Source organism: Halomicrococcus pelagicus, assembly GCF_050954125.1.
This window is the reverse complement of the sequence record NZ_JBPBWC010000018.1, coordinates 92,009-105,333: the sequence shown is the minus strand read 5'-3', so window position 1 is coordinate 105,333 and position 13,325 is coordinate 92,009. Positions and strand designations below refer to the sequence as shown.

7 protein-coding genes and 2 pseudogenes are annotated in these 13,325 nt (G+C 51.5%); 3 read left to right on the top strand and 6 right to left on the bottom strand.

The annotated features are described in order from the left end of the window. Positions 1-413: 413 nt before the first annotated feature. The 3 genes from ACRYA2_RS22025 to ACRYA2_RS22015 are packed head-to-tail and all read right to left on the bottom strand — an operon-like array spanning position 414 to position 3,021. A complete protein-coding gene (locus tag ACRYA2_RS22025) occupies positions 414-1,331 on the bottom strand; it encodes a UbiA family prenyltransferase (RefSeq protein WP_433633084.1) in 918 nt (305 codons plus the stop codon). Positions 1,332-1,363: 32 nt separating this feature from the next. Then, positions 1,364-2,239, bottom strand: a complete 876-nt coding sequence (locus tag ACRYA2_RS22020; protein ID WP_433633096.1) for a sugar phosphate isomerase/epimerase family protein — start codon at positions 2,237-2,239, stop codon at positions 1,364-1,366. A 2-nt stretch (positions 2,240-2,241) separates the two neighbouring features. Continuing rightward, positions 2,242-3,021 carry a TatD family hydrolase gene (locus ACRYA2_RS22015; RefSeq protein WP_433633094.1) on the bottom strand — a complete coding sequence of 260 codons (780 nt, stop codon included), beginning with the start codon at positions 3,019-3,021 and terminating at the stop codon, positions 2,242-2,244. A 451-nt stretch (positions 3,022-3,472) separates the two neighbouring features. Between ACRYA2_RS22015 and ACRYA2_RS22010 the strand changes: the two genes are divergently transcribed. Both ACRYA2_RS22010 and ACRYA2_RS22005 read left to right on the top strand, forming a co-directional pair. Continuing rightward, positions 3,473-4,675, top strand: a complete 1,203-nt coding sequence (locus tag ACRYA2_RS22010) for an inositol-3-phosphate synthase (RefSeq protein ID WP_433633082.1) — start codon at positions 3,473-3,475, stop codon at positions 4,673-4,675. Then, complete coding sequence (locus ACRYA2_RS22005) at positions 4,672-6,033, top strand: alkaline phosphatase family protein (RefSeq protein ID WP_433633080.1); 1,362 nt, start codon at positions 4,672-4,674, stop codon at positions 6,031-6,033. Before ACRYA2_RS22010 ends, ACRYA2_RS22005 begins: the two co-directional genes overlap by 4 nt. A 557-nt stretch (positions 6,034-6,590) precedes the next feature. On the opposite strand, the gene ACRYA2_RS22000 is transcribed toward ACRYA2_RS22005, so the two are convergent. After that, a complete protein-coding gene (locus ACRYA2_RS22000) occupies positions 6,591-8,360 on the bottom strand; it encodes a multicopper oxidase family protein (RefSeq protein WP_433633078.1) in 1,770 nt (589 codons plus the stop codon). 475 nt (positions 8,361-8,835) lie between these two features. Then, positions 8,836-9,210 (bottom strand): annotated as a pseudogene (locus ACRYA2_RS21995) (ISH3 family transposase); the annotation flags it as partial. Between the two features lie 101 nt (positions 9,211-9,311). On the opposite strand from ACRYA2_RS21995, the pseudogene ACRYA2_RS21990 reads away from it, so the two are divergent. After that, positions 9,312-9,535 (top strand): annotated as a pseudogene (locus ACRYA2_RS21990) (IS6 family transposase); the annotation flags it as partial. A gap of 251 nt (positions 9,536-9,786) precedes the next feature. On the opposite strand, the gene ACRYA2_RS21985 reads toward ACRYA2_RS21990, so the two are convergent. Further along, positions 9,787-13,182 (bottom strand): ThuA domain-containing protein, encoded by a 3,396-nt coding sequence (locus ACRYA2_RS21985; protein WP_433633076.1) that lies wholly within the window; start codon positions 13,180-13,182, stop codon positions 9,787-9,789. Positions 13,183-13,325 lie beyond the last annotated feature (143 nt).

Sequence of the window (13,325 nt, the reverse complement as noted above, 5' to 3'; positions counted from 1 at the left end):
ATTGGAAATCTCGAACTGGCGAGCGAACGTGGACTGGTTCCATCTTCTCGGATTCATCCTGCGGCTAAAGCCGCAGGTATTCTCCTCGAAGCTCTAGAAGAGGAACAGCAAACTACAGTTCGTAGGGGGAATTGAAGTATTCACTAGATTCCAGATATATTTCCTCTTCTCTAAGAAACGAACGAATACAGCGCCGTTACTTATCATTTCAGTAAATAGCATCTGTGAACTACCCTCACAATCGACTGGAGGTAGTACGGCGTTCACTACAGGTCTAACGGTGATCTGTCTATTTTATCCCTTTGACACGGCCTGAAGACGGGAATAGACGCTTGATCCTCGATCAATAACAACGAAGTTTAAGAGAAGAAAGGAATTTACGGGAAAGTCCATCAGTCCTGAGAGATAGCCTTCTAGCTCACATCAAACAGTCGGGAGAGACCAATCGCAGGGATCCCGAATGCCAAAATAATAATTGCCCATCTGAATCCGACAATTGTAGCAAACGCCGCGTCTAGTGCTGTGAGTCCAAGAATACATGCCCCGACAGCTGGTCCAATGTTTCCGGGTATGGGGTTGACGTAGGCGGTCCACAGCATTCGGCCAGTCCAGCCAACAAATAAAGCGTCGAAACCTACCACAAGGGCAAAATTGAGCCAACTAGACGAATAAGCAAGTGAGAATCCGAGGGGGCCGAGTGCAGCAAGCATCATCGCACCCATTGCGAGTAGCACCGGCCGACTATTGGTGCCGCCAGTTTCATACTCTGCCATGTACGTAACTGCAGCGATGTACAGAAAGATGAAGCCGGCAACTACAGCCGCCTGTGGTGAAAATACAGTAGATGACACCGCTACTGTCGTTCCAAGAAGGACATTTAATCCTCGAGCAGAACCCATGAATAAATAACCGACAACGGACCCCTTGAAGATACCATCATAGAGTACAATCAGAAGTGCAAGACATCCAGCTACTGCTCCAGCAACCGGGCCAACAGCAACCCAAGCCGCCACGACACCGCCGAGTAACAGTGTGATGCCAAGCATAAGTGCTTGTCTCGGTGACACCTCCCCAGAAGGAAGTGGCCGTTCCGGACGATTACGGGCATCCTCGGCGATATCAAAGTAATCATTCAATATTGTTCCCGCAGCGTACAGCAGAATAGACGCGGTTATGAGTCCAGTGATCCCACTGACTGAAGCCGGAGAATAAATTCCGCTTGCGAGTGCGGCACCGAGTACGACATCGGGAGGAGCCGTGAAAAGATTCGGAAGACGGACTAGCTTAGCATATGCTTTAAACGAGGGATAACTTCTCTTGTCACCGTCCATCTTGGTTTAAGTCCATCAGTAGGGAAGAATATTCAAGTCCAGCCATGTTCTTGTAAATACTGCATCGCATCATGAGCGGACTCTGCAGCTGTTTCCTGGTACGGATAGAGCTCAACGGTGACGAACCCCTCATAGTCCGTCTCCTCAACCGCAGAGAGGAATTCGTCGATATTCATCGCTCCTTCCCCGAGTTGAGTATGTTTGTGAGTCCGGTCAGCAGGAATGTCTTCGAGGTGGTAGTGGTGAGTAAACTCGGAGAGTTTCTCAACGAGTGCTGCAGGATTCTCATTAACCGAGAAGAAATGACCGGCATCAAAGTTACAACCGACTCGAGGAGAGTCAACCCGGTCCATTAATTCGAGAAATTCTTCGGAGGTCTCGATGAGTAAGTCCGGTTCCGGTTCAATCAGGATATCAACTCCAACCGCCTCGGCGGTTTTAGCGACCGACTGTAGTCCGTTAACAAACTCGTCCATTGCCTGTTCATCAGACTTCCGCGCTGGTACTGGACCACCAGGCGGGATTGAAATATGTGGTGCGTCGAGTGCTGCCGCTGTCCTCAAAGCAGTTTTAGTGTGTTCCACTCGCTTTTGACGATCGTCAGCATCAAGTTCAACAAACGAGGGGTGGTGGAAGGCTTCCGTTTCACGTCCGTATTCTGCTTTCCGACTTTCTTGACTCCGTTCAGCGGCACTGAGCATGAACGCGTTACAGTTGCTCACGACAAGACCATGTTCGTCAAGTGAGCGCTGAACACGCTCAATTTCTTGCTCATTTGACTCTGTTGGATACAGATGTGGTTCGTCAAGCAGTATCTCGACACCGTCATAGCCAATATTGGCGAGAATCTCAATAGTGTCAGTTAATGTATATTCCCGGAAAGCATTGGATGAGAATCCGAACTGCATTGTCATAGTTCGAAATTGAAGTTCGGCGATTGGTTAAAGAACTCAAAGGGGTTGTCGAAGACGACTTTCCGGACTTCATCGCGATCCCATCCCCGATCAAGCATTTTATCGCGAGCCTTCGGCACAGCCAACGGGTCTGAAGGATCCCAGTCAGCCGCGCTGTTAAGGAGCATCTTGTCTGTGCCGTACTCCTCTAACAGATCAATCGCTGTCTCATCGTTGATCTTGCCAGGATACAAAGTAAAACCAATCCAGCAGTCGGTTTCGATTGCTGTATCGATAGTGTTCTCTGTGTTATGGTCAATGACGATGCGATCCTCAGCTACGTCCTCATTTTCTATGATCTCTACAATAGTTTCTGTTCCTTCTGGCTTATTCGTGTGCGGCGTATGAACAATAACTGGTAGTTCTCGTTCCTCGGCCATCCGAAGTTGACGACGGAACGCTTCTCGTTCTTCCTTAGTGTCCTGGTCAAGACCAATTTCTCCCACACCGATGACGTTCTCACGTTCGAGATACTCTGGAATCCGGTCCATTACTCGCTCAGCCATCTTGGGGTAATTGGCCTCTTTGGGCTCAAGTGCGATAGTGACATAGTGATCGATGCCAGCGGCTCGATCAGCGCGGTCTGTCTCGAAGTCAATAATCTGCTCAAAGTAATCGAAGAAGGACTCTGCGTGCTGCTTGTCGGTTCCACTCCAGAATGCAGGCTCCACGCAGCATTCAATGCCGGCTAAGCGTGCTCGTTCATAGTCGTTAGTCGACCGAGATACCATGTGCATATGGGGATCGATTATTGGAATCGACATACCCACCGATTGTAATTCAAGGATATTAAAGTTACTTGATGGTGAAAAAAGAGGCCGGGTTACAAAAGCTTACCACCCGCTGTCTCTTTAGTACATCCATGCCTGAAGTCTGTCCGCACTGCGGTGACCCAATTAATTCCGTACAGAAGACGCCGGACGATGGTCGTCCACACGAAGTATGGCGTTGCGAGAACTGCGACGAAGAGTGGCAACATCCCCAGGAGACGGTGCTAGACAAAAATCTTGATTTCAGTGAAAGCCAAGAGCAGCTCTCCCGCCGGGACTCCGATACTGATCTGAGCTGGTAATGCTAGTGGAGTAACTTCGGCACAATCGCTAAGTTACAATCAATCAGATCCAAGATGATTGACTGCCTTAATAAGGATAGAGAAACATATTAGTATCTTAAAGATAATCGCTCAATATGAGTACTGGAGTATGGTTAATCGGAGCACGAGGTAACGTTGCAACGCTAGCGATGGTCGGGGCGCGAGCGATTGCAAGAGGAGTGAGTGAGATGACTGGGATGGTGACAGCTCGAGAGCCGGTGGCATCGTTATCGCTCCCTGAAGTCAGTGATCTGGTTTTCGCCGGGCATGACATCCGCACCCAAAGTATCGAACAAACTGCTGAAGAAGTACACCTGTCTAGTGGTGTTCTAGACAGAACAGCACTGAACACCGTACGGGATGATCTCCAAGCAATAGACGAACGGGTGAAGACTGGAACGCCGATCAGCTGCGGGCAAGTTGTTGAGGACCTCGCGGATAGTCAGGCTATCGACGAGGCAACAGTGGCCGACATCGTTTCCCAAATTCGAGACGACTATGCAATGTTCGTAGATACACACGGACTCGACAGGCTAATAGTTGTCAATGTTGCCTCAACTGAGCCGCCGCTAGAATCTCCAGATCGATATAATACAGTAAAAGCATTCGAGTCGGCTATCGACGAGGACGACCGGAATCTACCGGCTAGTTCGTTATACGCCTACGCCGCACTCGTCGAGGAGCACCCCTACATCAATTTCACTCCTAGCACGGGGTCCGCATTAGGCGGGTTATGTGAACTGGCAGACAAGAAGTCAGTGCCTCACATGGGTCGAGACGGCAAGACTGGTGAGACGCTTGTGAAGTCGGCACTCGCGCCGATGTTCGCTCAGCGGAACCTCCGGGTGCAGTCCTGGGAAGGCCATAACATCCTCGGCAATACCGACGGGGCAGTGCTGGAGGACGAGGCGAACGAGGCAGGAAAGCTAGCGAGCAAGGGCGGCGTCCTTGATAGCATCCTCAATGAAGAGTTCCATAACCGAGTGCGCATCGACTATACACCCCCGCTGGGTGACTGGAAGACCGCATGGGACGACATCCGCTTCCAGGGCTTCCTTGACACGCAGATGAAGATGCAGTTCACGTGGGAAGGATCTGACTCAGCACTGGCCGCGCCACTCATCCTCGACCTCGTACGGCTCACCGCTCACGCCGACAAACACGGAGAGGGGGGCCTCCAGCCGCAGCTCGCCTCATTCTTCAAATCACCACTCAGCGTCGACGAGCATGACCTTTCCCGTCAATTCGAGCTGCTTTATAAATATGCAGAAAACTATGTACAGGAGGAAAACAGATGACTGGCTCTGACGTGGGAAGAATCGTCGTGCTTGACGTAATTGGCCTACAACCCAAACACGTAACTGACGATCTTGCTCCAAATCTCGCTGAGCTCCTCGGCAATGTATCAGCACTCCGTCCACCGTTCCCCGCGCTTACTGTCCCGGCACAGACGACGCTTGCCACGGGGCTATCGCCGGACGAGCACGGCGACGTCGCCAGTGGTGAGTACGACCGCCAAGCCGACAAAGTAGCGTTCTGGGAGCGCGATCGCGATGATCGCGACCGGATTTGGGAGACGGCTCGTGACGCCGGACTGACGACGGGCGCATTCTTCTTCCAGCACCTTATCGGGTCGGACGCCGACGTAGCTGTCACACCATCACCTATTGAAGACGAAAACAACAACTTGATCGAGATGAACTGCTGGACAAACCCTGACGGGTTCTACGACGACCTCCGGGAAGAGTACGGTCACTTCCCCCTGCACAACTACTGGGGGCCAGCTGCTGGCAAATCGAGCAGTGAGTGGATACTCAATGCAGCAATCGAGGGAATTGAACAGGTTGACCCGGATTTACTCTGGATCTATATTCCACACCTCGACTATGCCGGACTCCGGCACGGCCCCGGCGAGAAACTGCGCTCAGCAGTCGAAGAGATCGACACTCTCGTCGGCGACTTCCTTGATACACTCCAAGCGGACGACCGCTGGGATGAGACGGTTGTGAACGTTGTCAGCGAATATGGTTTTCATGGAGTCGACACTCCTGTATTCCCGAACCGCGTACTCCGAGAGAATGATCTACTAGCTATAACCGAAGGTAGCGAAGGTGGTGAAGAGGTCAATTTCCAAGATTCGGACGCCTTTGCGATGGTTGACCACCAAATTGCTCACGTCTATACTAGTGGGTCAGTTACTGATGTTCAGGAAAATCTCGAGGTAATTGATGGGATTGAGGAGGTTCTCGACAAAGAAGGGAAGGTCGAGTACGGCATCGACCATCCGAACGCAGGCGACCTCGTCCTCGTCGCGGAACCCGACGCGTGGTTCCAATACTATTGGTGGCACGACCGCGCCGACGCGCCGTCGTACGCGACCGATATGGATATCCACGCCAAACCTGGCTTTGATCCCTGTGAACTGTTCTTCGGTGAGGAGGGCCTCGCTTCGCTCGACCCGACAAAGGTCGGTGGGTCACACGGCCGTGTCGACGAGGCAGCATTCGGAATATACGGCGTTGGCGGGCCAGCAGCACCCAATAGTTCCTTCGATGAAGTAGTTGATGCACGAGAAGTCACACCGACTATTATAGAGCTCCTTGGTATTACTGACAGAGTCACCAACTCATTTGAGTGCGCCTCACTGCTAGAGTAGCTCCTCACTACTAGTGCTTGATGTGACTGTGATAGCGGGTGAAACGCCGGAACCAACCCAGTTCGACCATTCCAGGGCAATGTTGAGGTCTTCAGGATCTTGACTCGTCGATTCACGTTTTCGACCGTGGCTACCTCGATTATGAGCAGGTCTGTGCACTAAAACAATGTGACGAGGGCTTTGTTTCGGTCAGACACCCGGATCGACGTCTTGGACGTTCTCCAAGACATCAAAATCACCGACGAAGCAGTGCACGGCGCGTGTGTAACCAACGCACCGAACTTGTCGAGATGGGTGAGAACTTTCGTCGGATCATGTTTGAAGATACTGACGACGAAGAGGCGGAGTATCTATCAATATTATCTTCATTCGAGTATGCTCCTATTGATGTGATGAGCATCTATAGACGGAGCAGGCCGAGTGCCTCGGGGTCAAGCCCCGATGCGGTTCACCATATATCGCCAGGAAAGTATTTCAGTTGTGGAGACTGATCCTTGAATCACCGATCCTCCTGCAGTGCTCAAATCAACATTATCATCGAAATCATCTCGCGGGCGCTATTCATGGTCTTGTCCAGAAGCCTCTTGTTCACGACTTCGTCCTTGCCCGGGAGATTGCTGTCCCTTTCCTTCCCCTTGTCCCTGTCCAGGAGTTTGCCGTCCATTTCCTTTTCCTTGTCCCTGTCCGGGTGTCACCTCAAACCGAAGCATCATTTTGTTATCCTCATGCTCAAGCATATGGCAATGCCAAGGGAATTGGCCAGTATAACGATCAAATCGTGTAAGAATTCTCACTGTTTCACCCGGCTCAACCCGAACAGTATCTTTATGACCTTGTTCATTTGGATCAGGAGCATCAGTTCCATTCGGTCCACGTCCGATTACTCTAAAGGTGACTAGATGAAGATGGATTGGATGTGAATCATTTGTGTTATTTTTCAGTTCCCAAATTTCAGTTGTTCCGAGCTGCGGCCGTACAACTGATCCTTCTTCCCCAAATCCGTATCCGTTTAGTTGATATGTGACTAACCTATCATTCACCGTTAAGTCAAGATCCATCTCACGGGTTTTAACTGCTGCATTCCTACTTAATTTCTTAGAAGATGGAAGCTTCAAGTTCGTAGGATTCACACTGTTGTCTACCGGATTTTCATCTGGATCAGTAACCCGAATCTGCATCAGTTCCCCAAGATCACTGCCTGAGTTTTCACCTCCATATGGTAACTCGGCGTTGTTAGTGAGTGTGAATGTTTCACCTGCGTGCTTAGAGAAGTCAACAATAACTTCTCCACGCTCAAACGGCTGTAGAACGAGCGAATCAAGATCCCCAGCAGGGCCGATTGGAACAACCGACTCCAAAAATCCATGGTCGGGGGCGAACTGATGTAGTGTTGGAATACCCTGACTAGATTCGTTATGCAGTTGCAGACTGAACGTTCGATGGTTCGCACCGTTTACTATCCGGAAACGATATCGTCGGGGTTCAACCTCAAGATATGGCCATACTGCTCCGTTAATGACCGCAGTATCGCCAGCAAACCTCGGAACCCATGAATCGGGATAATCTAGCGAGCCATCCGAGTTAAATGACTTATCTTGTAGGAGGAGGGGTATATCGTACTCCCCACTTGGCAAGTTAAGCTTCTCCTCCTTTCGACTCCGGATAGAATACATGCCGACTAGCCCGGCATAGGCGTTTAGCCGAACGATGCCAAGCGTGTGGTCATGATATGTCGATGTTAATCTCGATTGGCGCATCGGGAGTTCCTGCCAATCATTGGTAAAGCGCGGTCCTACAACACCGCTGGGAGATGTCCACATATCCGCTTGCCCATCGTTTTCGGGGTCGACCTTAAGTCCATGAAAATGAGTCACCGTCCGGACTTCTGGGACAGGGACTGACTTCTCGTACCCAGGGTGGTTCTCAGCTGTTGTTCCACCAATCCGCTCATCAACTTCTAAGAGATGGTTCGTCGGAAGCTGACTATTGTCGAATTGGACTCGCATACGCTGGTTCCGTTGACCCTCAATAAGTGGCCCTGGATACACACCGTCGAAGCCCCAAAGCGTCGTATCGGGAAGGTCTGGATGAAGATTTTGAGTGAACTCCGTCACCGGAATCTGGTAAGAATCAACGCCATGCTGTTCACTGTCTGGTTCTCTGACCTCTGGGATCGGTAGTGGCTGTATATATTTCTCAAGGCTAGGAGATGATTGGGCAGCTACCCTGCTTGAGGTTTGAGGTATCGCCCCAGCTATTCCTATCGATGCACTAGCTTTGAGCAAACGACGTCTACTTATTTTATCCATAGTTGATTTATCATTCATAATTGTGATTACGACACGCTTTGTACTTTTCCGCACCCATCATATATACGCTATAATTTTCGCTTGTCATTCTAACCCACGATTCTGGTTTAGAGTGGGAATCATTTAATATTATGGTTCGTTCAAATATTGAACATTAGCAGTCCACCCATAGAAGGTAGACCCCGACGACATAGAAACTATTGAGATAGAGTTGATTGCTTCTCCCTTGATTCTCAGTAGCGTTTTTCGTACAAACACCATTGAAGGTATCAGGAACAGCTCTCTTAGTTGCCGAAGCGTACATTCAGCACCTCACAAAGCGTCCTCGGCTAACTGTCGTTGAAGCGTAAATTTACTGACGAACTAGAGACGGATGGTGCTCTAAGGATATATTGCCATGACAAGAGATGGGAAGCCGTCGCAGTCGGTGGCGATAGATACTGACTGCGACAGCGTTGCCACTGATCGATTGGGCGTACTCGGTTACCAGTTGCTAGTGGAACTGGACATCCGGTGGTTGGTCGCAGGGACGGCCCTCACGGCGCGAGAGCCATCACCACTGCTCGGGTCACCATGTCGACAGATTCTTCGAACGGCCACCACCAGAGGCGACGCCCGCCTCGGCAAGCGTCGCCACGTACTTTCAGTGCAAGTACCGTCAGATGTTTTGGATCAGGAGGTTGAGCGCGACGAATAAGAGCCATCTCGTTAGATCTTTCGTCATCGTTGAGATCAGTGTTGACGCGGAGAGACGGTAGCTTGCTTCTATCCCGAACCGCTTGCTGTAGTGGATTCGAGCCTGTCGTAGGTCGTCAATGAACGGAGCGTCGACGACGTCGCCATGACGTGCCACGCCGTTCTCGCCGTACGTGGATTCGACAGTCGGTAGCTCCCATCGGTCCTGCGGCTAACTTGATTTTCGACAGCGGATGACTGGGAGAGCAATAGGTGCGGCATCACAGCACTGTCGATATCTCTGATGCGGAGTTTCTGGTAGATGCTAGTAGGTATCTGGCTGCGCTTGCTCGCCGAAAGTTGAGTGGGCTGCTCAGCTATAGTGAGCGAAACTACATCGAAAAGTAGTTTCAGACCGTCACGATGCGGATCGACCGCTTTCATCTGTTCTGGCAGGGCAGTTAGGCCAGCACCCGCCGCTGGTTGCGGCGGGTAAACACCACTCTCACCCCGATTGACCGAATCAAGCACTTAATGGACGAACGCCTGCCGAGGAGGTGCTCAACTAGACAGTGCCACCCCGTCAGTTCTGGTCCCCACCTAACCTGCTGGGAACTCCCAACATTAGTTACCAAAGTACTTAAATAAAATACTTTATACCTGGGTTACCGCTGGGATTGTCCGACGATTGCGCTGCGATATCGATGTCGCGGCTTCCTTTGATCCTAATTTCTATGAATTTAATTTTCGGTTGTGTTTCTTATCTTTATTAGACTATTTCAATATTGCCCACCATCGCGTTCGGGTGAACAGTGCAGACGTACTGGACCATTTCTGCCGAAGCAACGAACGTCAATGAAGTTGTAGCACCTTCTTCTGACACAATATCCGTCTTAGCAAGATTGTTGCCATCGGCATCCTGGAGAGCAAAGTCGTGGGGAGCCCCGTCGCTGTTCGTCCATTTAACTTGGTACTCTCCGCCCTCCTGAAGCGTGAGTGTTGGGTTCGTCTGGCCAGTAAGCGAGTCAGGTGCCGTCCCTTCCCAACCATCTATAAGCCCATCAAGCTGGATCGTAGTGGCCGGGTCGATGGCTCCACTGCCACCACCACCGCCACCACCGCCATCCGATGCGGTGACCGCTAATGAGGCGCTCTGTTGGATCTGATCCTTATTACCGCTCTGGGTGTATGTGACCTGCGGAATTAGGCTGTATTCACCTTCTGTCGTCTCTTCAGTGACAGTCACTTGCCACTCGACTGATTGCGCCTCGCCGGGGGCCAACGAACTGAAACTCGTCTGATCCGGTGCACTAATCTGGATCTGATCGCTGTCAGCGGTCAGCGTGAATTGAATGTTCTTTATCTCACTGTTGCTTAGATTCGTGAGTATTGTAGTTGCTGTTGTCGACTCTCCAGGCGCCAACTCACCACTGTCGAGGGTGAACGAGAGTGCATCGGATCCCAAGAGTCCTGCTAGATGATCGATTCGGTAGATGCCGGGGTTTGTCCCGCCGAAGAAGCCTTCCCCGTATTCCATAAGATACAACACTCCATCTGGTCCGACCGTGAGATCCATCGGTCCTTTATAGTTGTAGTTGGGTAGGAACGGTGCGACTTCAAGCACATTTCCGTCCTTGTCGAACGTAATGTACTTGAGCCAGTCCGCTCCCCACTCCATGATGAACCATTTACCGTCGAAGGACTGAGGAAGAGCACCCTCAGCACCGCCATCTCCAGTCCGATAGACTGGTCCTGACGTCGGAGCACCACCTGGGGGAAGAGACGGCCATGGGTTTTGGTCGGGGACGAACTCTTGCGCATACGAGGGGACGTTGTTAATAAATTCGTCCCAGCCTTTCGGGTAGTAGATTGTCGACTCAGTGACCGGCGGTAGTTCCTTGAGTCCGTCGTTGTTCGGAGAGGTATTGACAGGGTTCTCAGGGTCGAATGGATCGCCCGACTCCCCTGTTGCGAAATTATAGTCGACGTAGGGGATATTCGGGCCGCGGACGTACGGCCACCCGGCATATTGGGCTTCATTCACCACTCTGAACTCGACGATACCAGGCGGACCGCGGTCGGCACTCCAGGAACCAGAGTCAGGACCGTAGTCAGCGTAATACAGCAACCCGCTTTCATCGTCGACCGTGAGCGTGAAGGGATTGCGACAGCCCATCACGTAAATTTCCTCACGCACTAATCCATCTTCACGCGCTTGGGCGTACTCATCGCCAGTGAAGAGATTTCCATCGGGGATTTCGTACGATCCATCGTCCTGAGGAATAATCCGCAGGATGCTACCTCGAAGGTCATTAGTGTTGCCGGCCGTCCGCTGGGCGTCCCAGTATGCATATGGAATCCCAGCATTATCGCTATCCTCTGGCCATGTACCAGATCGTTCGTCGATTGGTGTGTAACCACTGGATGCGAACGGGTTGGTGTCGTCGCCTGTTGAGAGGTAGAGTTCTTTACCCTCAGATCCAAATTCGATAGCGCCACCAACGTGACAGCATGTTTCGCGCTGAGTGGGAACACGGAGGATCTCCGTTTCAGTGTCGGGATTGATGGTGTCTCCCTCCACCTTGAACCGCGATAACACGTTGTAGGGTTGGTCACCGACAACGTCCATTGGCGGTGCATAGTAGAGGTAAACCCAGCTGTTCTCCTCGAAGTCGGGATCGAAGGCGATCCCCTGGAGACCATCCTCCTGTTCGGAGTAGACGTCGAGGGTAAGTGCTGTTGTAATCTCGTCCGAATCTGGATGGATGATACCGACCTTGCCCGTTGCACGCTCGGTGTAGAAGAGTCTACCATCGGGCGTCATGTCCATCTTCATCGGTTCAGACACGTCCGATGTTAGTTGCGTCTTCTGGTAACTGGACCAGACGGTGCCAGATGCATCGCCTTCGACAAATCCGCCAGACCAAAGGATGCCGCCGAGAATGTGTTCGAGGAAGGCATCCTCGTCGAACGCATCTTCGGTATGGCCACGGCCGGTGTACCAGGCGCGCCCGCCTCGGTATTTGCGACACCAGGCTATCGGATGGTCGGAGCGCGACATCGTTGCGCCGGTGTAGCTGTCTTCGTTGACGGAGGCGAGGACATGGACGTCACCACGGGGATTTTCGGCGTAGTCGTACCACTCATCGGTGGCCGTCCATCGGTCTGGGAGGTGTTCAGTCGATGGATGGGTTTTGTCGGTAACGTTAACTTCGGCCTCCTGGACGGCAGGATGATCGGCGAAGTAGGCGCCGCCAAGCATATCGCCGTAGAAGCTCCAATCGTACTCAGTGTCAGCCGCTGCATGGATTCCAGCGTAGCCGCCGCCGTTCTGGATATACTGCTCGAATGCGGCCTGTTGGTCGGCGTTAAGGACATCCCCTGTGGTGTTGAACCAAACAATGGTGTCGTACTGTTCGAGTTCGCTAGCGTTCGAGGGGAATGCGGAGGCGTCTTGAGGTATCGTCTCAATAGTCACAGAGTCAGCGCCAGTTTCGGTGGCAATGCGATCCTTGAGTGCCTTGAGCTGTTGAACGCCATACTCAATGTTTTTGTGACGGTAGCCTGCCGTTGCCGAGAACACCAGGATATTTACTTCTAAGGACGGTTTCTTGCCGACTTGAATGGCACCCCGCATATCATGCTTGTGGGGCTGGCAGTAGTATTCGGCCATCTCTTCTGTCGCAGTGAACTCCACAGTTTGTGTCGTCCCCTTTTTGGGTTGGACCTTAGTTGAGAGGACTTTCTTGCCATTGGTATCCTCAATAGTGAAGTTATGGGGACGTCCGTCAGTATTCGTCCACTCGACCGTATACTGTTCACCTGCAACCAGCGAGAGAGTCGGATTCCTCTGATCTGCAATCTTCTCTGGTTCGACTCCTATCCACCTATGTTCTGGCTTATTTGCGTGGTTGGGGGGGCTTCGATTCTTTGCGTTTTTCGGGGGACTCTGTTGATCCTCACCATCTGGTTTAACTTTGGCCGCTTCAAGCTTAATCACATTGTCATCAGTAGCCTTCTGCGCGACGCCTGTGCCATTGCTGATGAGGCTACCTGCTCCAACTCCTCCAGCAACCTGCATTAACCGCCGTCTGCTGGTAGTAAGCGGCGCTGATTCGCTATTCTCGCTGTCCTCTCTATCGGTTGATCGTTTGCCATTTGCCATGCTATCTCAATCCAACGTAGTAGTGGTGGGTTATCATTGGTTCTTTCCCGGCAATTAGAAACAGCACCCAAAGCTATATTACATATGAGCAATAGAAGATAGGATCTAATTCTAACTCTTGCTATGCTAGTATAGAGAATATT